Source organism: Hahella sp. HNIBRBA332, assembly GCF_030719035.1.
Classification (GTDB): domain Bacteria; phylum Pseudomonadota; class Gammaproteobacteria; order Pseudomonadales; family Oleiphilaceae; genus Hahella.
Genome location: NZ_CP132203.1, coordinates 7083020 through 7105314, shown reverse-complemented (window position 1 = coordinate 7105314; position 22295 = coordinate 7083020). Strand labels below are relative to the sequence as shown.

15 protein-coding genes and 1 pseudogene are annotated in these 22295 nt (G+C 47.3%); 14 read left to right on the top strand and 2 right to left on the bottom strand.

Going from position 1 to position 22295, the window contains the following annotated elements; genetic code table 11:
• The first annotated feature begins 75 nt into the window (after window positions 1-75).
• Entirely contained in the window at window positions 76-1764 is a 1689-nt protein-coding gene (locus tag O5O45_RS31565; RefSeq protein ID WP_305903210.1) for a hypothetical protein, read from the top strand.
• Entirely contained in the window at window positions 1745-2191 is a 447-nt protein-coding gene (locus tag O5O45_RS31560) for a hypothetical protein (protein ID WP_305903209.1), read from the top strand. The genes O5O45_RS31565 and O5O45_RS31560 overlap by 20 nt, the downstream gene beginning before the upstream one ends.
• 78 nt (window positions 2192-2269) lie before the next feature.
• On the opposite strand, the gene O5O45_RS31555 is transcribed toward O5O45_RS31560, so the two are convergent.
• The gene (locus tag O5O45_RS31555; protein ID WP_305903208.1) at window positions 2270-2476 is read right to left on the bottom strand and encodes a helix-turn-helix domain-containing protein; all 207 of its coding nucleotides are present in this window, start codon (window positions 2474-2476) and stop codon (window positions 2270-2272) included.
• An 894-nt stretch (window positions 2477-3370) separates the two neighbouring features.
• On the opposite strand from O5O45_RS31555, the gene mads1 reads away from it, so the two are divergent.
• The 12 genes and pseudogenes from mads1 (at window position 3371) to O5O45_RS31495 (ending at window position 21904) form a co-directional block, all read left to right on the top strand.
• Window positions 3371-3550, top strand: a complete 180-nt coding sequence (gene mads1 / locus O5O45_RS31550) for a methylation-associated defense system helix-turn-helix domain-containing protein MAD1 (RefSeq protein WP_305903207.1) — start codon at window positions 3371-3373, stop codon at window positions 3548-3550.
• 14 nt (window positions 3551-3564) lie between these two features.
• The gene (locus O5O45_RS31545) at window positions 3565-6816 is read left to right on the top strand and encodes a helicase-related protein (RefSeq protein ID WP_305903206.1); all 3252 of its coding nucleotides are present in this window, start codon (window positions 3565-3567) and stop codon (window positions 6814-6816) included.
• A complete protein-coding gene (locus O5O45_RS31540; protein ID WP_305903205.1) occupies window positions 6809-7630 on the top strand; it encodes a DUF4391 domain-containing protein in 822 nt (273 codons plus the stop codon). Before O5O45_RS31545 ends, O5O45_RS31540 begins: the two co-directional genes overlap by 8 nt.
• 33 nt (window positions 7631-7663) lie before the next feature.
• Window positions 7664-9637: a site-specific DNA-methyltransferase gene (locus O5O45_RS31535; protein ID WP_305903204.1), complete on the top strand. Its 1974-nt coding sequence runs from the start codon at window positions 7664-7666 to the stop codon at window positions 9635-9637.
• Window positions 9638-9648: 11 nt separating this feature from the next.
• Window positions 9649-12681, top strand: coding sequence for a type III restriction-modification system endonuclease (locus tag O5O45_RS31530; RefSeq protein WP_305903203.1), 3033 nt, complete (start codon window positions 9649-9651; stop codon window positions 12679-12681).
• 200 nt (window positions 12682-12881) lie between these two features.
• A pseudogene (locus tag O5O45_RS31525) lies at window positions 12882-13829 on the top strand (N-6 DNA methylase); the annotation flags it as partial.
• Window positions 13819-15129, top strand: coding sequence for a restriction endonuclease subunit S (locus O5O45_RS31520; RefSeq protein ID WP_305903202.1), 1311 nt, complete (start codon window positions 13819-13821; stop codon window positions 15127-15129). The pseudogene O5O45_RS31525 and the gene O5O45_RS31520, both read left to right, overlap by 11 nt.
• Window positions 15126-15662 carry a DUF6933 domain-containing protein gene (locus O5O45_RS31515; RefSeq protein WP_305903201.1) on the top strand — a complete coding sequence of 179 codons (537 nt, stop codon included), beginning with the start codon at window positions 15126-15128 and terminating at the stop codon, window positions 15660-15662. Before O5O45_RS31520 ends, O5O45_RS31515 begins: the two co-directional genes overlap by 4 nt.
• 428 nt (window positions 15663-16090) lie before the next feature.
• The gene (locus O5O45_RS31510) at window positions 16091-19801 is read left to right on the top strand and encodes a type I restriction endonuclease subunit R (RefSeq protein ID WP_305903200.1); all 3711 of its coding nucleotides are present in this window, start codon (window positions 16091-16093) and stop codon (window positions 19799-19801) included.
• A 155-nt stretch (window positions 19802-19956) separates the two neighbouring features.
• Window positions 19957-20493: a restriction endonuclease gene (locus O5O45_RS31505; protein WP_305903199.1), complete on the top strand. Its 537-nt coding sequence runs from the start codon at window positions 19957-19959 to the stop codon at window positions 20491-20493.
• A gap of 65 nt (window positions 20494-20558) precedes the next feature.
• Entirely contained in the window at window positions 20559-21029 is a 471-nt protein-coding gene (locus O5O45_RS31500; RefSeq protein WP_305903198.1) for an RDD family protein, read from the top strand.
• Window positions 21030-21079: 50 nt separating this feature from the next.
• A complete protein-coding gene (locus tag O5O45_RS31495; protein WP_305903197.1) occupies window positions 21080-21904 on the top strand; it encodes an ATP-grasp domain-containing protein in 825 nt (274 codons plus the stop codon).
• On the opposite strand, the gene O5O45_RS31490 is transcribed toward O5O45_RS31495, so the two are convergent.
• Entirely contained in the window at window positions 21901-22254 is a 354-nt protein-coding gene (locus O5O45_RS31490) for a hypothetical protein (RefSeq protein ID WP_305903196.1), read from the bottom strand. The genes O5O45_RS31495 and O5O45_RS31490 overlap by 4 nt on opposite strands.
• Window positions 22255-22295: the final 41 nt, after the last annotated feature.

The window sequence follows — 22295 nt, the reverse complement described above, 5'->3', positions numbered from 1 at the left end:
TGGCTTTGGGGCGAAGCGACTATACGCTCTGCTAAAGCACTAGTATATAAGTTTGAGACGATAAAACCCCTGTTTGTGGCATGTACAGATGCCGGTATTCTGGCTACTGAACTCTATAGGTATCCAAAGGTCATTGAGAAACTCGCCGACTATTATAAGCAACGCGCAAATCGCCTGATTGAATGCCTTCATTCATTATTCATCGCACGAGAGAGTTTGGGGTTCTCCATAATCGACGAAAGTGGAATTAAACTTCTTAGCAGCGTATTAACAACTACTGATTCAACTCAGACAGTTTATATACCAGCCAGGATATGGAGTTATCAGGTTTCACGTCTTCGCGAATGCTTGGATGACTTTCTGTTACACCAAGAAAAAATAGAGGCCTGTTACGATTTTTGTTTGTCAGCCTATGCCAGAAATGCAGGTGGAAATTTATCAAATGCATTTGGCGGGCTTCGTTTTGACGGGCCGTTTGTAACATCACGAGTAAAGGGAGAAAGTCGATCAGGAAAGGTATTCTACGGATCATTTCAGGATACAGCCGATGAATACGGCATATCTGAATTATTAGACCGCTGGGTATTGTTTGATGAGAATTCTGGAATAAGAGCACTTTCTAGCTACTTGACACTGATAAGCAATGTCGGCTTGGCCTACTTATTGAATTTTTCATTGATGCGTATCGATGAAGGCGCAAGGCTGCGAGCAAACTGCTACGAGGTTGAGCGCGACCCACTGGGTGATGAAATTCATACTCTGAAAGGCGTCACAACCAAAACTATCGAAGATTCAGATGCTCGCTGGATAGTTTCCCCTACAGTCGAGTTTGCGCTGAAAGCATTGCGAGCTGTTGTCATTCTTCGGTTAAAACCAGCTAAGGAGAATCCATATATAAGTTTGTCAAAGGAAGATGTCGAGAACCCAGTTCTTCAATCTCTTCAGCATGAACCATGGAGCCCCAAAGCGCCTAAATCTCAATCAACCAAAAAGTACAAGAAGATTCGGTCTTACGGCGACATAGCCAAAAACATGTGGCCAAAACTCTTTGATGATAAGGAGCTGACGATTACCAAAGCCGATCTGGAAATGGCCAACAGAATGACATTTGGCCTTGATCCAGAGAAGTTTGCCGTAGGTAAAGTCTGGCCCCTTGCCTGGCATCAATTACGACGCACAGGTGCTGTCAACATGCTCGCCAGTGGATTGGTGACTGAAGCGTCACTTCAGTACCAGCTGAAACACGCCTCACGCGCCATGAGCCAATACTACGGGAAAAACTACTACCGACTCAAAGAACCGCTGAATGACGAAGCTCGTGCCTATTATTTGCGTGAGATGTATCAATCAATGGTGCGGGAGTTTAAAGCTCTCCAATCTGATCAGTATGTTTCACCACACGGCGAGAAGCGCAAGCAACAGATCCTCTCTGAAATATCGGAGAAAGACCATGAGCAGTTGCTCAAGGCCGCAAAAGCAGGACAGATCAGTTACCGTCAAACATTCCTTGGTGGTTGCGCCAATTCAGGCCCGCCTTGTCCCCTGGGAGGGATCAGCAATATCAGTTCTTGTATGGGATTTGGTGGTAACACCCCATGCGCATCGGCATTGTTGGATAAAGCCAAACTACCAATGATTAAGCAGCTTAAAAACGTTATTACCATTCAGATAAGTGACGCCGCGCCAGATTCCCCTTTGTATCTGTCATTACAATCGCAGTTAGAATCCGCAGAGCGAGCAATCTATGTCTTCGAAAACAGTTGATCCAAGAAAAATTAGTAAGGCAGAGCTGAAGTTCAGGGATGCCTTCAAACGTCTCAAAGCGGGTAAGCCAGATATACTGCCAAGGGGAACCCCCCTCAGTCAGAACAATGTAGCCAAAGAGGCAGGAGTTGCCCCTTCTGCGCTTCGCAGGGCGCGTTTTCCAGAGCTGGTTGCGGAGATTCAGGGGTGGATCGAAACGCATAAGGAAGAGGCGACGCAGAGGTCTCCCAGGCAGATGATGCTTGCACAAAGGTCGAGTAACAGAGATTTGCGGGGAAAACTTAAGGCTCTTGAAGAACAAAGGGACAAAGCTCTTGGTCAGCTGCTGGATGCCCAGTCGCGAATTCTGGAACTTACGCTAGAGAACCAGCGGCTCAAGGCACAATTACCGGAAAGCGATATCCGCTTTCTGTCGCGCACAACCTAGTGCCTGAGAATTGATACTGTCATTCGGGAGAAAACCCTGGATTCATTGAGTTTTTGCCAGGATCACTAGTACTCACTTTTATAGGAGCTTAGAGGCGGCCACGTTTAACGCTTCGGCAATCTGATAAATTTTAGTCAAAGTGATGTTTTTCTCGCCACGTTCAATGTGGCCCATATAGCTTCTATCCACGCCAGCAATATCAGCGAGGGCTTCTTGCGATAGGCCTTTGGATTTTCTGATTTCTCTTATTTTCTGGCCGAAAGCGACTAAACGAGCGTCTTTCATGAAAGCCCTGCTTAAAAGACAGGACTATCACTTTTTGATGCTTATTGATCCACGGACTATAATACTCATTTTGATAAGTGTAACGCTATGAATGATAGGCTATGGCAGGCAAAATCTCTGTTACATTCTTTGTCCTTGGAGTTACTAATAGAGCTTTCTCAGGGGAAGCAGGCAATAGTTTGGAATGGGAATGCTTTTCAGATTGATCTAGCGAATGAGCATGGGCGAGATCAGATTCTCTTCTCTGGCGGTGAAAATTGGCTAGCCACTCACGTTCCTGACGATGAACGTGGAACAGAACTAGTACGCGATTATCTTATTTCCTATGTAAATGAGATGTACAAATACCTTACTGAAGACTGGGAGTGGTAATGTCGCGGGTTCAATGAGACGTTGGTTTGGGTCATTTTTCCAGGTTAAAGGTTTTGCGAATGTATGCAAAGACTGATTTACCCTATAGCACGTTATCAAGCTCGATATATTTATATGCCTTCCGTAATAGACTGTTTTAAAAAATCTTTTTAGCACTTATCCAAATTTTTTGTAGTTTTATTCTCCACAGGAATTACTCAATCAGCATAGTTATTTTTATCAGTATATTAAGTTAATGGATCTCAGGACAGGGGCTTTCCGCAAACAACGGGGAAGTGTAAGCATAATGGGTTGATTATATCGGGCTGTATTTCACGGGGTTAGTCGAATAGAGAAATATTTAATGTTCCAACCCAATAATTGCTTTACATAATTTTTTGCAGGGGTAGTCCCAAACGTTTTAATTACCATTGTCGAATGCGCCGAAAGGTTAGTCATTTGGTGATAAAATTGTCCAAAATGCGACATTCTTGTACTATTCTGACAGATAGATAAAACCCTATTCTAACTGCGGACAACAATATGAGTGAGCCAATAATGACCGTCAAGGATGTCGCGTCGTACCTCAAGCTCAACGAGCGAACTGTTTACCGTATGGCAACGTCAGCGAAAATACCTGCCTTCAAAGTGGGCACATCCTGGCGCTTCAAACGTGAAGACATCGAAAAGTGGATAGAAGAACAAAAGAATGACAGACAATAATAGGGAATTTCGGGGTGTTACTGGATAACAAAACCAGCGGCCACGTTGGTATCGAACTGAAAAAACACACCTTTTCTGGCTCCAGGCTTTCAGTTCTGTCGAGCCTGTTTACCTTATACGGTTTTGCCTCGCTGAAGCACGAGCTGAAGCAGCTGGATTCGGCAAGGATCATTTTTAGCGAATGGGATTCGCTCAATCTGCAGAAGCTAGTCGGCTCTGAATCAGACGTTCGCCTGCTGAACCAGCTGCAACAAAAACGCATCGCCAGCGAGTTCTCGCAATGGCTGGCAAACAAGGCTGAAGTGAAAGCCAGTGTGCGGCCTCAGCCCGGGCAGAACATTATTCATCTGGGGTCGTCCGAGCAAAGTTTTGCCATCAGCGGCAGTGCCACGCTCAGCCCAACCGGGCTCGGCGACGTGCGCTCCGACTCACTGCACATGAACATGGGCTTGTCAGATCCAAAGAGCACCCGGCAGCTTCTGACATGGTTTGATAATGTCTGGGCTGATGCACAGAGTCTTCGTGATATTAAGAATGACCTCATCGCCAGATTGGATGCCATCGCCGCCGATCAACCGGCCAGTTTTATTTATTTCCTGACGCTATTTTATCTGTTCAAAGACTTCCTCGAAGACATCGACGAAGACAATATCATCCGCAATAAAACCGGCTTTAAAGATACCCTGGTCTGGAACAAACTCTACAAATTCCAGAAAGACGGTGTGCTGGGTGCAATAGACAAGCTCGAAAAGCACAACGGCTGCATCATTGCCGACAGCGTGGGTTTGGGTAAAACCTTTGAAGCCCTGGCTGTGATCAAATACTACGAACTGCGTAACGATCGGGTGCTTGTTATATGCCCGAAAAAGCTTCGTGACAACTGGACCATGTACACGGTCAATGACAAGCGCAACCTGCTCGCAGCTGACCGCTTTAATTACGACGTACTGAACCATACTGATCTGACTCGACCGAAAGGCTACTCGGGCGAAATCAATCTAGAGACACTAAATTGGGCCAACTACGACCTGGTGGTTATCGACGAATCCCACAACTTCCGTAACACGCCGAGCAAGGCGGAAGGTAAAAGCCGCTACGAGCGACTGATGAACGACATTATTCGCTCAGGTGTCAAAACCAAGGTACTGATGTTGTCAGCAACGCCGGTCAACAATCGCATGAATGATTTGAAAAACCAGGTCGCCTTCATTACTGAAGGTCGGGATGATGCCTTTGCCGAAAAGGGCATCAAAAATATTGAATCCACCCTGCGACTTGCCCAGAAGCAATTTAACCAGTGGGTCAGTGAACCGGTCGAAAAGCGTACCACGGCGGCTTTGCTCGACATTATGAGCTTTGACTACTTCAAACTGCTCGATATCGTTACCATTGCCCGTTCCCGCAAACACATAGAAAAGTACTACGGCACCGAAGACATCGGCCGCTTCCCGACTCGCTTGCCACCGAAAAACATCTATGCCGACATCGACGCCTCCGGCGAGTTTCCGCCCTTAAAAGACGTCAACAAAACCATCCGGCGGCTATCCTTGGCGGGTTATTCTCCGCTGAAATTCGTGCGAGATGCTAAAAAAGCCGAATACGCCCGTCGTTACGATAAAGCCGTCGGTGCAGGCAAAGGGGTGTTCAAACAGGTTGACCGTGAAGAAAGCCTGATTCACCTCATGCGCGTCAATTTGCTCAAGCGTATGGAAAGCTCCATTCACTCGTTCACGCTGACGGCCACAAAGCTTGCTCAGCAGGTCGACCGACTGCTGGCCAAAATTGATGCCCACGAATCAGAAGAACTGACCGAGCTGAATATCGAGGATATCCACGACTTTGAGCTGGAGTCCACCGAGCTGGAAAGTTACATGGTGGGTAACAAAACCAAAGTGTTACTACAGGATATGGATCTCATCCGCTTCCGCCAGGAGCTGGAAGCCGACCGCGAGTTCCTGACTCACATTGCCAACACCGCACAAAGTGTGAATGCAGGCCGTGATGCAAAACTGGAGCAGCTTAAACAGACCATCGCCAGCAAGGTGGCTAACCCGCTAAATCCCGGCAATAAAAAGGTGATCGTGTTTACCGCGTTCGCCGACACGGCCCAATACCTGTATTCCAATCTGGCGCAATGGGCGCATTCCGAACTGGGCATTCACAGTGCATTGGTGACGGGCGGCGGTACCAATAAAACCACTATTACGGGCTTAGGCTCTGACCTCAACAATATTCTGACCGCCTTCTCGCCGGTATCCAAAGAGCGCAGCAAAGTAGACCCAAACGCCACGACCGAATTGGATTTACTGATAGCCACCGACTGCATCAGTGAGGGTCAGAACCTGCAGGATTGCGATACGCTCATCAACTACGACATTCACTGGAACCCGGTACGCATCATTCAGCGTTTTGGCCGTATCGACCGTCTTGGCAGTAAAAACACGCAAATCCAGCTCATCAACTTCTGGCCCAACATGGAGCTGGATGAATATATCAACCTGGAAGCGCGTGTCTCCGGGCGCATGGTCTTGCTGGATATATCCGCCACGGGTGAAGAAAACGTCATCGATGAAAGCGCCAAAGACATGAATGACCTTGAATACCGGCGCAGACAGCTACAACAACTCAAAGACGCGGTCGTCGATCTGGAGGACATGAGCGGCGGTGTATCCATTACCGACCTGACCCTCAATGACTTCCGCATGGATCTGTCAGGCTATATGAACGACAAGGCCCGTCTCGCAATGCTGGAGCAAGCACCGCTGGGGCTGTATGCCGCCGTCAGTATTGACGAAGATCTGGCCGCCGAAGGCATCAAACCGGGCGTCATCTTCTGCCTGAAGAATATCCGCAGCGGTAAAGAAGCGGTTCAGGTGGATGACAACTACCCGCTGGCACCGTACTTCCTGATATACGTGACCGGTGATAGCGAAGGTAGCACGGTGGTTGAACTGAACTTCACCCAAAATAAAAAAATACTCGACCTACTCAAACGTGAAGCCTTTAAGCGCAAAGCGCCCGATCAACTGGCCATTACCGAAGTTACCCGCATGACACGTCACGGGCGCGATATGAACCACTTCCAGCATCTACTGGCCGTTGCCGTTGACAGCATTGCGGGCAAAAGCGAAGAAAAAGGCATTGAAAGCCTGTTCACCAAAGGTGGTACCGTACTGACCGCCACCTCCAGTCAGGGTATTGAAGACTTTATGGTGGTGTCATACCTGATAATGACAGCTGCTAGCGAAGGAGACGGCCATGCCTGAACTGGGATTAGGCATGCCACAATTCGAAATCTTCCTGGAAGGCTTGAACGTGCCCAATAGCTGTGTGCTCAATAAACCCCTGTTCAAAAAGATGTTTCAGGAGCACGCCGACCTTGACGCCAAAGACAAAAAGGCTCTGAAAGACGATGTTGAAAAAATACGCTGGCTCTACACCCTAAAGCCAAACACGATCAATATAGCGCCGTACAAAGATAGTGAGCGTGAATACCCCGAAATAGCCATTTTACATGTCGAGCTATCAAACGCTGTAAGTAACAAAAACATATACAGACGGATAGCGCATTTTATCAATCGCGCGATTCCATACCCGCTCGTAATTCTTTTTACCTGTGAAAAAGACGGAGCACAAAGCCTATCGCTAGTGCTGGCCGATAAGCGCATTAATCAGGCCGACAAAGAAAAATGGGTTATAGAAGACAGCATATATTCGTATTGGATCAATTTGGACTCAGTACGCACGGCGGAGATGAGTTTCTTTGAAAGCCTCAAAATAAACAATCTACCGTTCACTAATTTCTTCGCGTTTTATCAGGCTTTGATAGAGAGGTTAGTAGCCATTAAGTGTGCTGAGTATAGTGGTGATTTTTCTCTTGAGAAGACTGGCCACCTAAATGAAAAAGCGTCCAGCACCTTGCGGTTAGATAGGTTGCGAGAGTTGGAAAGGCTAGAAGCACAACGCTCGGAAATATCGAACAAGCTGAAAAAAATAAAACAGATGGGTAAGCAGGTTGAGCTGAATACTCAAATTAAAAAGATTAATGATGAGATTGCCAAGATCAAAGGCAGTCTTTAGAAAAAATATTGAAGGTTCATAATGGGAAGCGAAATGAAAAAAGTTGAGTTAGACGACGGCCAAAGCGCCGATATCGTATCTGAGAATATTTCAAAACTGAAAGAGCTGTTTCCCGATGCGTTTTCAGAAGGCGGCGTGAACTTTGATACTCTTCGCCAGTTGCTGGGTGATGCATCCGTTCTGGATGAAGGCGAAGAGAAGTACGGCCTCAACTGGCACGGGAAAAAGAAAGCACGCCAGATTGCGCTAACGCCTTCGACAGGCACATTGCTTCCATGTCCAGATGAGAGTGTGGATTGGGAAAATACCCAAAATCTCTTCATCGAAGGCGATAATCTTGAGGTTCTTAAGCTCTTGCAGAAGAGCTATGCCAACAAAATCAAGATGATCTATATCGATCCGCCCTATAACACAGGTAAAGAATTTATTTATCCAGATAACTTTACCGAAGGCTTAGATTCATATCTTTTTTATACAGGTCAAAAGACGGCTTCTGATGAGTGGACGGTTAGCAAAAGCGGTAGAGATAGATCTGGAAGGAAGCATTCCAATTGGCTTTCTATGATGTACCCTCGATTAAAGCTTGCTCGGTCATTGTTAAAGGATGATGGCGCAATTTTTATATCCATAAATGAAAAGGAAATAGGTAATCTGAGAGCGCTTTGCGATGATGTTTTTGGTGAAGAAAATTTGCTTTGTCAGTTCTCATGGAGAACGGATGGGAATTTTGATAATCAAGCGAAATTTAAGTATTGCCATGAATATATTTTGGCGTATGCAAAAAATGAAGAAAAGTTTCCACATCCGCTAGTTGTTGATCCGAATACGCCGGAAGATAGCAAGATATTTCGTCCAGAGATAAGGAATACAATTGTAAAAAACGGGCCGAAGAATCCGCCAAGTAAGGTGATTCTTCCTCGTGGTTTCCCTTGCTCGTTCGAGGCGGGTGTTTTAGGTAAAAGAGAAAGCGCTTGGCCTCACTATATAGATAGTGTTGAGGTAAAAGATGGTAAGCTCGAAAATGAGGTTGAGGTTTATAGTGGTTGGAGCTCTAAGGATCTTTTGCTCAATTTTATAAAAAATAACTGTGAGCCAATTAAGGATTCAAAAGGCCAATTAACGGAGTTCGAGATTATAGCTTCTGGAGCTATAGAGGCTGTCAAGAAAAGAGGTGAGCCAAGTCATGTGATTTCTTCTCTGAATGGTCTTGGCGGACCACAAAGAGCGGCAGGTGAAATTGAGAAAACGGGAGCGGTTTTTGATGATTATCCTAAGCCTCTAGCATTAGTAAAATATCTTGCAAAAATGATTTCAGGTAACGATTTTACTATCCTAGACTTCTTCTCTGGTTCGGGAACAACTGCCCATGCCGCAATTGATCTCAATAATGAGGATGGAGGCAATCGTAGATTTATTGGTGTTCAGTTACCAGAAAGCACTATTAAGTCTGATGAGACTGGAAAAAAGGTTGAAACTGCTGCTTACAAAGCTGGCTTCAAAACTATATTCGATGTTGGACTCGCTCGTATACGAGGGGCGGTCAATCAGCAAACTTTAACTGCCCCGAATTTAGATAGCGGTTTCAAAGTCTTCAAACTATCAAATTCGAATCTTCGTTTATGGAATCCAGATAAAACAGACCTAGAAGAAAGCCTTCTTTCTCATGAGGAGCATCTTATTGAAGGTCGCACCGAACAGGATGTTCTTTATGAATTGCTGCTTAAGCGTGGCGTTGATCTCGCCGTACCTATCGAAAGCCGTGAAGTTTCTGGTAAAAATATCTATAGCATCGGCTATGGCGTTCTCTTCGCCTGCTTGGATGAATCGATTACAAAGGATCAAGTCGAAAACATTGCACAAGCCATTATCGCTTGGTATGGCGAGCTTGCGCCAAGCTCTGACACACATGTATTTTTCCGTGATAGTGCCTTCCGAGACGATGTTTCAAAAACCAACATGGCCGCCATTTTAGAGCAAAATGGCATTACCCATGTTCGCAGCTTATAGGGAGAGCACTTATGAAGCTGCATTTTGAAGATGATCTCGATTACCAGAAGGCTGCGATTGATTCAGTCGTGAACTTGTTTAAAGGGCAGGAAATATCGCGTTCTGAGTTCACAGTGACCTTTCAGCCAGACTCTAGCCCTAACTTTTCATTGGGCATGGAAGAGAGCCAGCTTGGTATTGGTAACAGGCTCTTATTGGTAGACGAAGAGATCGAAGAAAATCTGCGCAAGACTCAGTTAACGAATGGCTTGCGCCCCTCAGAAAAGCTCGCTAGTGGTGATTTTACCGTTGAGATGGAAACGGGAACGGGTAAAACCTATGTGTATTTGCGCACAATATTCGAGCTGAATAAAAATTACGGTTTCACCAAATTCGTGATTGTTGTGCCATCCGTTGCTATTAAAGAAGGCACCTATAAAACATTGCAAATCACCCAAGAGCACTTTGAAGGCTTGTATCCCAAAGCCAAAGGCTATGAATATTTCCTCTATGACTCTAAGAAGCTTGGGCAGGTGCGTAACTTTGCTACAAGTTCTAACATCCAAATTATGGTCACGACGGTTGGTGCCATTAACAAAAAGGATGTAAACAACCTCTATAAAGAGAACGAGAATACAGGTGGCGAGAAGCCCATTGATCTGGTTCGCGCTACCAATCCAATTATTATCGTTGATGAGCCTCAGAGCGTCGATGGTGGATTAACGGGTAAAGGGAAGGAAGCCCTTACGGCAATGAACCCGCTTTGTACCCTGCGTTACTCTGCCACCCATGTCGATAAACACCATATGGCCTTTCGCCTTGATGCGGTGGATGCCTATGAGCGTGGCTTGGTAAAACAAATCGAGGTCGCGTCATTGCAAATTGATAGCGGTAATAACAAGCCTTATATCCGCTTGGAATCGACCAGCAATAAGAAAGGCTCAATCACCGCTAAGGTTGAAATAGACGTGCAGCGTGGCAAAAATATCAAACGTGAATTCTTAACTGTTGAGGATGGCGATGACCTTGAGCAAATCACCAATCGTGCAATATACGAGAACATGCAAATCGGCACGATTACTTGCGGCAAGGGCAACGAGTCTATTGAGATCAAAGGTGATGGCTTTGATCAAACCCTCAAAGTGGGTGAAGCCATTGGTGGCGTAGACCCCGATGAAATAAAGCGTCTTATGATCCGCCGCACGATCAAAGAGCATTTTGATAAAGAGCTAACCTTTGCCGCTAATAAGCAGCCTATCAAAGTATTGAGCCTTTTCTTTATCGATAGTGTTGAGCATTACCGTCAATATGATGGAGACGGCAATGTTGTCCTTGGTAAGTATGCGAAGATGTTCGAGGAAGAGTATCGCAAGCTAGCGAAGTCGGCAGACTATCAAAGTCTGTTTAAAGAGATTGATCTGGATACTGAAGCCTCTGAGGTTCACAACGGATACTTCTCTATCGACAAAAAAGGCAAGTCGGTCGAAACAGCAGAAAATAACCAAGCAGGTCGAGACAATGCAGAACGTGCCTATAGCTTGATTATGAAAGATAAAGAGAAACTGCTTAGTTTTGACACCAAGCTGAAGTTCATATTCTCTCATTCAGCGCTGAAAGAAGGTTGGGACAATCCTAATGTATTTCAGATATGCACCTTGCGTGATATGGGCAGCGAGCGAGAAAGACGCCAGACACTTGGTCGTGGATTGCGCTTGTGTGTAGACCAAAATGGTATGCGCTTGCGGGGCAATGAGATAAACACGCTAACCGTAATCGCTACAGAGAACTATGAGAAGTTTGCTGAAAATCTGCAAAAAGAAATCGAGCAAGATACAGGCATAAGGTTCGGCATTGTTGAAGAGCACCAATTTGCCGATATTAAAGTGGTATCCGATACAGGAGAGCCGCAAGCGCTTGGCTTTGATCAATCTAAAAAGGTCTGGCAGTTCTTAAAAGACGAGAACTTCGTTGATGCCAAAGGTAAGGTTCAGGATACTCTCAGAGCAGCATTGAAAGATGGCACTTTTGAACTGCCAGAAGAAATTAAGCAAGAGCTGGTTGGAGCGCATGGTGAGGCACAGGCTGGAATAGTCGCGTCTGATATTCAAGGCGTATTGCGTAAACTGGCTGGCAAGCTCGATATTAAAAATGCCGATGATCGTAAGATTATTCGCACTCGGGAAGCCGTGCTGGAATCTGATGAATTCAAGGCGCTTTGGGATCGCATTAAATACAAAACCACCTACCGCGTAGATTTTGATAACCTCAAACTTATCAACGATTGTGCGGAAGCCATTCGTGCATGCCCTCCAATTACCAAAACTCGTGCACAATTCCGAAAGGCTGATATTGCTATTGGTAAAGGCGGTGTCACAGCAGGTGAAACGTCGGCATCTGGCTTCACTACGATTCATGAAAATGATATCGAGTTGCCAGACATCATCACTGACCTACAGGATAAAACCCAGCTAACACGCAAAAGTATCGTGCAGATACTGCGCGATAGCCGAAGACTTCAAGACTTTACCCGCAACCCGCAACAATTTATGGACTATTGCTCTGAAGCGATAAACCGCACCAAGCGCTTGGCTTTGGTAGACGGCATTCGATATACAAAAATCGGTGAAGATCACTTCTATGCTCAAGAGCTTTTCAAGCAAGAAGAACTGAAAGGCTACCTGAAGAACACCTTGGAAACACAAAAATCTGTTTACACCCACGTTGTTTATGACTCAGGTGGTGTGGAGAAAACATTTGCCGAGGACTTGGAAAAGAATGAGAAGGTTAAGGTTTACGCCAAGTTACCAGCATGGTTCAAAGTACCCACGCCACTAGGCACCTACAACCCCGACTGGGCAGTAGTTGTTGAAGATAATGGCGAAGAAAAACTCTACTTCGTTGTCGAGACCAAAGGCAGCACATGGTGGGATGATCTGCGTCACCTTGAAGGAGCAAAGATTAAATGTAGTGAAAAGCATTTCGACGAAATTTCGCAAGGGAGAGATAATCCTGCACGATATATTAAATCTACGGATGTCGATGGGATGATGGGACATGTGGATTAGCATAAGCCGTCCAGAGCTGTATTTGATCGGCAATTAAATTACTAAATAGATTCTCAATCATACTGGTGACAAAAAACTAGTTATGTCACCAGTTTCAGAAGTAACCTATGGACACATTAAGAGACACCTCAAATGCAGAGAAATAAAGGGCTTCAGCCTATGTCACTAGTAGTGAATGTTACGGGTGGTGCGGTTCCGGAGGCATGTTTGTGCAGTCGGTGAAGTTTGTGGAGAGCCACCGGGGCAATAAAAAGGACATTTCCATCTACGGCCAGGAGCAGACCGGCACCACCTATAAGCTGGCCAAAATGAACTTGGCGATTCGCGGGATCTCCGCCAACCTGGGGGAAGTCCCCGCCGATACGTTCTTTAAAGACCAGCACCCAGATCTGAAAGCCGACTTTATCATGGCGAACCCTCCGTTCAACTTGAAAGAGTGGCGCGGCCCTGATGAGCTGACCAACGACCCGCGCTGGTCCGGCTATGATGCGCCGCCCACCGGTAACGCCAACTTTGGCTGGATTCTGCACATGGTCAGCAAATTATCCGAAAACGGCGTCGCCGGTTTTGTGCTGGCGAACGGCTCCATGAGCACCAACACCAAGGGTGAAGGGGAAATCCGCAAAAAGATGATCGAAAACGATCTGGTGGATTGCATGATCGCCTTGCCCGGCCAACTGTTCTACACCACTCAGATTCCGGTGTGTCTCTGGTTCCTGACCAAGAACAAAAAAGAACAGCACTTCCACGATGAACGGGAACCCTTCCGCAATCGCCAGGGCGAAACCCTGTTTATCGACGCCCGCAATATGGGCTCCATGATCAGCCGGGTCCATAAAGACCTCACTGAAGAGGACATCGCCGAAATCGCCCGCACTTATCACGCCTGGCGTGGGGAGGCCAAAGATGGCATTTATGAAGATGTCCCCGGCTTCTGCAAATCCGCCAGGTTAGAAGAGATCAAAGCCAACGACTATGTGTTGACGCCGGGCCGCTATGTGGGCGCCGCCGAAGTGGAAGATGATGGCGAAGTATTTGAAGAGAAAATGCGGAAGTTAACCCAAACCCTATATCGGCAGATGGCGGAATCGGAAAAGCTGGATTCTGTGATTAAGCAGAATCTGAGAGGATTGGGTTATGGTGAGTGACTGGAAACATATCCCTTTGGGTGAACTAATTACCCTACAAAGGGGGCATGACCTTCCATCCCAGGATAGAAGGAGAGGGAATATTCCTGTCATGGGGTCTTCAGGACTTACAGGACATCATGACACCCCAAGGTGTATCGGGCCAGGAGTAGTAATCGGTAGAAGTGGCAATTCCATGGGGGTCGTAAGTTATTGCGAAGTAGATTATTGGCCACTAAATACTGCATTGTATATAACTGATTTCAAGGGGAATGACCCGCGCTATATATATTACTTACTCTCACTTATAAAGTTTGATCAATTCAATTCTGGAAGTGCTCAGAAGTCCTTGAATAGAAATGCTGTTTATCCCTTTAGAGTATGGGCCACTACAAATGTAAAAACACAGCGGAGAATTGGACAAGTATTAGAAGCCTTTGAACAACAAATCGAACTAAACCGCCAAATCAACACCACCCTGGAATCCATGGCCCAGGCGTTGTTTAAAAGCTGGTTTGTGGATTTTGATCCGGTCATCGACAACGCCCTCGCCGCCGGCCATCCCATCCCCGAGGAACTGCAAGCCAAAGCCCAACGTCGCGCAGCCCTTGGCGACCAGCGCCAGCCGCTGCCGGCGGAGATTCAGAAACTCTTTCCCAGCAGTTTTGTGTTTAATGAGGAGTTGGGGTGGGTGCCGGAGGGGTGGGAAGTTATCCCCATAAGTAGGGCTCTATCTATCAACCCAAGGGTTACTATTAAAAAAGGAAAAACTGCTAAGTACGCCGATATGAAAGCGCTACCTACCTCGGGTTACATTATTGAGGATATTATCGAAAAAGCGTTTTCAGGAGGCGCAAAATTTGAGAATAACGACGTGTTATTAGCAAGGATTACTCCCTGCTTGGAAAATGGGAAAACAGGCATTGTTGATTTCTTAGATGAGGGAGAGGCTGGCTTTGGTTCAACTGAGTTTATCGTGTTGAGAGAAAGTATCCCCTTTAAAATGCCATTCATTGCTGCATTGGCACGGCATGAACCATTTCGGCAACATTGCATTTTAAATATGATTGGTTCTTCAGGCCGCCAAAGAGTACAAAATGCATGTTTCGATAGCTATTACCTAGTTGCACCTAGAGAAGATCAAATACTTATGATATTTGATAAGCAATGTGAGCCTTACTTTAAGAAAATGTCGATTATGGCTAGAGAAAGTAGCAACCTAGGCAAACTAAGAGACACTCTACTCCCAAAACTCCTCTCCGGCCAACTCCAAATCCCCTACGCAGAAGCCGCTGCCGAGAACACCCTGGAGACGTTATGATCCGACTTCACTGCACGAAAAAACTGCTCGCCAAGCTACCGCTAAATGAAAGCGGCACACTTCCCAATCAGGAATGCACTGCTACGGAAAGCCCATTAAGCGGTTGGCACGCCAACCTGATTATTCTGCAACGTCGTCAATGCGTGTTGTTCGTGCATGACGCCACCCGCTTTCCGCTGTTTGCGCCAAGCTTGAAGAAAGCGGATTTCGCCAGACTGGATTGGCACTTTACCGATGTGTTCATGAATACCCTGCTCAAGGTGGGCGCCAGCGAGCAGGCTTTAGAGAACGCGCAACGCTTTCTGGCGCCGTTAGTGTGCGACAGCGTTTGTAACCGCTCCGTGCAAGGCACGATGAATCAGATGACGCAGGATCTGGAAAACCGGCTTTGGTTTGACAGAAGTTCTGTGGAGGATCTGTTGCCTTACAGCACCAGCGCCTGGCTGACTGAGCGCCCCTGTAACGTCAAGGGAATGAAGGATTGCATCTGGCCTACTAAGGCGATGTTGTCTTTGTTGGAAAAGGCGACATAGAACAACGTGGGCCTGCCCCGAACCTTATGTTACGAAAGCTCATTGAACATGCCTCGTCCATTGCGGACATCTGTTTTCAGCATGGTTGCGCTTTTTTGACAAGCATAAGCGCCCAGACCATTTATATTCGTTTTAAGGCCGCCCCAACTGATTCCACGCCTATAAATCACAACTTCACCCTACACAGCCAATAGCCGCCAGGCGACAAGGAAGTGTTTGGATTTGCTGGAAATTTTTTTTATTTATGCGACAGTAACAACTATAAGCTGTTTAAGAAAAATTTCCTCAAGCCCCATTAGTTTGGTTGTCACAAAGCTCAATCCATTGGGGTCAAATGACATGTGGGCGCCACGTTACAAATTCATGCGCAGGCGCTTAAAACCAATAGGAAATCCCGACCTGGAATGGGTCTGGTGGGTAGGACATCAATGAGTTTTAATGAAGCCAAGCTGGAACAGGCCATCATTCAATTACTGAAAGAACAAGGCTATCGGCATTACTCAGGCGGTAGCCTGGCCAGACCCGCCACTGAAGTTCTGTTGAAAGAGGACCTGCGGAATTTCCTGACGATCCGGTACGAAGGCGACGACATTACCCCCGGAGAAGTGGAATCCATCATTCAGCAGCTGGAAAAATTACCGGCGGCGGACCTCTACGACAGTAATAAAACTATTCACAAACGCGTCGCGGATGGCTTTCTCCTGAAGCGGGAAGACCGCAGTAGAAAAGATCTTTATATCCAACTGATCGACTACGCGGGTCTACCTGAACAACGAATCCCCTCTTCCGACGAAGTAGAAACCCTGGGCGTTGATAATCAGTCCTCTGTTTACGACAGCAATATTTACCGGCTCGTCAGCCAACTGGAAATTGAAGGCAAGGAAAAGCGGATTCCCGACGCCATTCTCTATATCAACGGCCTGCCATTAGTGGTCTTTGAATTTAAAAGCGCCATACGGGAAGAAGCTACTATCTACGACGCTTACAAGCAGCTCACTATCCGCTATGCCCGCGATATTCCCGAGTTGATGAAGTATAACGCTTTGTGCGTTATCAGCGATGGCGTCAACACTCGTATGGGGTCGCTGTTCGCCCCTTACGACTTTTACTACACCTGGCGCAAGGTGACGGGTAATGAACCCATTGAGCAGGACGGTATTAACGCCCTGCATACCATGATTCAGGGGCTATTCGATAAAACCCGCCTGCGCGAGGTCATTCGCCACTTTATCCATTTCCCGGATGTCTCCAAAAGCGAGACTAAGATCGTTTGCCGCTATCCACAGTATTACGCGGCGACAAAGCTCTATGCGAACATACTCAAACATCGCAAGCCGGAAGGCGATGGTAAGGGCGGCACTTATTTTGGCGCCACAGGCTGCGGCAAAAGCTTCACCATGCTGTTTTTGGCCCGTCTGTTAATGAAAAGCGTGGCCTTTGAAAGCCCCACCATTGTGTTGATTACCGACCGCACAGACCTGGACGACCAACTTTCCGCCCAGTTCACTAACGCCAAGGAATACATTGGCGATAGCACTATTATTAACGTGGAAAGTCGCGAGCATCTGCGAGAACTGCTTAAGGGACGCAACAGCGGCGGCGTTTTCCTGACCACTATTCAGAAGTTTACTGAGGATACAGAGCGGCTTACGGATCGCACCAACGTGATCTGCATTTCCGATGAAGCGCATCGAAGCCAGATTAATCTGGATCAAAAATTAAGGGTCACTGAAAAAGGAGTCAAACGCACCTACGGCTTCGCCAAGTATCTGCATGACTCTCTCCCCAACGCCACCTACGTCGGCTTTACCGGTACGCCTATCGACGCGACCCTGGATGTATTCGGCGAGGTGGTGGACAGCTACACCATGACCGAATCCGTCAAAGATGAGATCACTGTCCGCATTGTGTACGAGGGCCGCGCAGCCAAGGTTGTATTGGACAACGATAAACTGAGAGAGATTGAAGAGTATTACGCTCAGTGCGCTGAAGATGGAAGCAACGACTATCAAATTGAAGAGAGCAAAAAAGCCAGCGCCAATATGCGTCTGATCCTAGGCGATCCTGATCGCCTGAAAGCGCTGGCTATCGACTTTGTTCACCATTACGAGAAGCGTATTGAGGAAGGCGCCAGCGTAAAAGGCAAAGCGCTGTTTGTATGCAGCAGCCGCGACATCGCTTATCAGTTCTGGCAAGAAGTCACCGACTTACGTCCAGAATGGAACAAGGAATTAGTCTGCGAGGCCGGAGCGAGCCTTTCCGAGCAAGAGCGGAAAGAGATCAAGCCCATCGAGCGGATCAAGATGATCATGACCCGCAGCAAAGACGACGTTAAAGCTCTCTATGCAATGCTGGGCTCACAGGACTACCGTAAAGAGCTGGACCGACAGTTTAAAAACCCAAAGTCCAACTTCAAAATCGCCATTGTCGTGGATATGTGGCTCACCGGTTTTGATGTCCCCTTTCTGGACACTATCTACATCGACAAACCTATCCAGCGCCATAACCTGATCCAGACCATCTCACGGGTTAATCGCAAGTATGAGGGCAAAGAAAAAGGCCTGGTAGTGGATTACATCGGCATCAAAAAGCAGATGAATCTGGCGCTGGCGCTCTATAACAAAGCCGACCAGCAGAATTTTGAGGAGATTCAGCAATCGGTGGTGGTGGTGAAAGATCATCTCGACCTGCTAAGCAAACTCTTCCACAAATTCGATACCCAGCCCTATTTTGCGGGAAGCCCTCTTGAACAGCTCAACTGTTTGAATATGGCGGCTGAGTTTATTCAGATTACGGACAAAATTGAAAAACGTTTTATGGCCCTGGTGAAGCGCCTAAAAGCCGCCTACGACATCTGTAGCGGCTCCGAAGCGATTAATCAGAAGGAAAGGGACTGGATACACTTCTATTTGGCTGTGCGCTCTATTGTCTTTAAGTTGACCCGCGGAACCGCACCGGACATCACCCAAATGAACGCCCGCGTACGCGAGATGATTGCAGAGGCGCTAAAAGCGGACGGTGTGGAGGAAGTCTTCAGATTGGGTGATGAAAACGCCGGCGAAATGGACATTTTTAATGATGACTATTTAGCCAAAATAGAAAAGATCAAACTGCCGAACACCAAAATCAAACTCCTGCAAAAGCTTTTGGAGCGGGCGATTGAAGACTTCAAAAGAGTCAATAAAACCAAGGGCGTCGACTTTGCCGAGAAGTTCCGGAGACTGGTTGATCACTACAACGAGCGCAAGGAAGATGACGTCCTGGTAAGCAATGTGCTGGAAGACTTTTCCGACGAAATCATCGATCTGATTCAAGCCCTCAAAAAAGAGAAGGCCTCCTTCGCCGACTTGGGCATTGATCTTGAAGAAAAAGCCTTCTATGACATTCTGAAAAAGCTGGCCCTTAAATATGATTTTTCATACCCGGAAGACAAGATGCTGGCGCTGTCATCCGCGGTGAAAGATGTGGTGGACGATAAGACCCAATACACCGACTGGAACCAACGCGAAGATATCAAGGCGGAGTTGAAGGTGGCGTTGATTCTGGTGCTCGCCAAGCATGGCTACCCTCCCATTGCTCACGATGAGGTGTATAAGGAAATTTTTGAGCAGGCGGAGAATTTTAGAAAGTATCACAAGAATACTCTGAAAACTTATACCTATAACGGCCACCTGTTCTTCGATACCGAGGATTTTGATATCGCCCAAAACGCCTTTGAAAAATACAAAGCGTTTGTTTGGTCCTGCGGCATGGCGCTGTCTGATGAAGGCGAGTTTTATCAAGGTTCATGGATACGCAAAGGCATCAAACTTATTCAGAGAGCCTACAACTCTGAGGAAGCCCAGCAAACCTTGATGAAAGCGCAAAAGGCTATAGAACTAGCCAACATAGAAAAAGTGCAATCCGAGGTGAATAAAAATAACTCAGAAGCTGCCGCAGCGTTAATCAACTCACTGAAAGACGTCTCGCAAGCAGCGACTCTGATAGGCTCGCTCGTTATTATCAAGCTCACAATAAACGGAGAATCACAGGTGATTTCACAATTACTGACCACAGAGCAACTACTGGTGCTGGAAAAGAACCCCACTCTGTTGAATCAGCCCGCGAAACTGCTTGAGCAACTGAAGAAACCGGATTAAAAGACGCCCTCTTTTTTTTCAGAGGGTGGTTAAACGGCAATTAGACAACACAGGCACGTGAAAGGAGTCTTTATGGACAAAAATGGTTGGATGGTTCGAGCTGGAGAAGGAGGCCGTTTATTTGATCACTTCGAGAAAGGCTATATCGCGGTCGGATGGGACCTCATGGGAGATCTTTCTCACCTGACAGAGAGGCCGACGAAACCGAAGAACTTCAGCCATCCAGAGAGAACACAATTAACCAAAGCAAGGAACTTATTAAAGATAAGATCATTGCACTGGATGCCGACGAAATGGAGCAACTTATAGCCACAGTACTGCGTGGAATGGGCTTTCGCGCTCGCGTGTCGCCGAAAGGTCCGGATAGAGGAATAGATGTGTTCGCTTCACCCGATGGACTGGGTTTACAGGAGCCCCGAATTAAAGTGGAAGTTGAGCATCGCAGCGGTACAATTGGCGCTCAAATCCTGCGTAGTTTCATTGGCGCTCTTCGTCCCGGTGACAGAGGTATTTTCGTCAGCACAGGCGGCTTTACGCGAGAAGCCCGCTACGAGGCGGACAGAGCAAATATTCCTCTTACACTAGTTGATATCGACATTCTCGCGGAGCTGGTAGTCGACTATTACGAGGAGTTCAGTCTCGAAGGCAAAGCGCTTATTCCGTTAATTAGGATTTACTGGCCAGCTGAGTAGTTAAAACCGATGATTAGACCACCACATAGCTTCAATTTAGAAACTCGGATGTATAAGGTAACTCAATGAATCCCTACCAAGCTCCACAGGCGGATCTGACTCCAGAAATTAACACGGAGGATATGGACTACGTCGGTTTCTGGGCGAGAACCGGCGCCAGTATTATCGACACGCTGATCATGATGGCGATCACTTACCCGATTCTGATCTCCCTATATGGCCTCAACTATTTCGATGGGGAGACCTTTATCGCAGGTACGGCGGATGCGCTGCTCAACTATGTCTTCCCGGCGATCGCCGTCATTCTGTTCTGGATCTATCGCTCCGCCACGCCAGGAAAAATGTTGGTTAACGCTGTCATTGTCGACGCCAAAACAGGCGTCAAGCCATCAAAGGGCCAACTCATCGGGCGTTATTTCGCTTACTACCTTTCATTGCTGCCACTGGGCCTGGGTTTCCTGTGGGTCGCCTGGGATCCAAAGAAACAAGGCTTCCACGACAAGCTTGCAGGAACAGTCGTTGTGCGGTCCAGCTAAGTAAATCCAACCATCCCCTTTAGCGTTATTGATTAAGTTTCGAGGACTCTATGGCTTCCATCATCGTGGTGAACGGTGAGCAATACTGGCCAAAATATCTGACTGGCCATGAGGTGCATTACCGTCGTTTGCAAACCAGTAAATGGCTGTATCACGATAACCGACTGTGGGTGTTTGACGCTTCCGGCGTCGTGCGGGCGGACGCCGTGTTGTGGCGACTTGGCGCGGTGAAGCCGGACGAGTCCCATCGCAGCGTCCTTGAGCTGATTCGTTTCGCCGGTGTTCCCTGCGTAAATCCGGCGCGCACCTTACTGCGCGGATATGATCGCTTATCGATGCTGGCGGAACTGCAGGAGGCGGGTCTGACCGTATCGCCACACACTATCGCCATCGGCGAGAACCTGTTGGATAAAGTCGATCCTCCCCTGCCCTCGGTGGTTAAAGTCGGTAATTTTCACGGTGGTTACGGCAAAGCCCTGGCGGAAAACGCAACCTCCTGGTCCGACATCAAGGACCTGACGTTCATATCCAATGACTATGTGACGCTGGAAGACTACATCCCCTACGTCCGCGACATCCGCTGTCTGGCTATCGGCGACCGGATGTGGGCCATGTCCCGCCGCGGCGCCCGCTGGAAAGCCAACATCGAAACCCTGGACTTTCAACTGATGCCAGTCCCCGACAACTTGCGAGAGCAAACCCAAATCGCAATGGATCACCTGAACGCTGACATACTCGGCCTGGACTTCCTGGAAACCGAGAACGGCGAATTTATCCTGCTGGAAAGCAACGACATCCCCGGCCTGAGCGGCTTTCCAGAAGACGCTCTGGAAGCGCTGGCGAGGATTGTGAGGGAGAGAGTCGAGGGCGTTTAGCGGTTTGGCGGCGCCTCTGCTGATAACGGCAAAATGGACTTGCCGTCAGTGCTGACGCACAGATTTAAAGCATTGTTATGTTCGCCCAGGAATCCAAATTGCGAACGAACCTGCATGATAGCTTCCGCTACCAACTTTGGTGTCACTGAAAAAGAAGCGTCAGGAGTAGCCTCGGCAATCTCAGGAGAGAACCGCCACGGAATATTCATGTCTTTATCCAATGTAAACCAAGGCGCGCCCTTTTCCCCCTCCCGCCATACTTTCAATCTGAGCAGGTTCCATTCCACTTCATCAACCAACCAGACATATCGAGCATCGTTGACGGTTATTAATCTAGTCTTGGATTTCATAGAAAAAACAAGGCTGCTATTCGTTTATCTGTTAATTGATT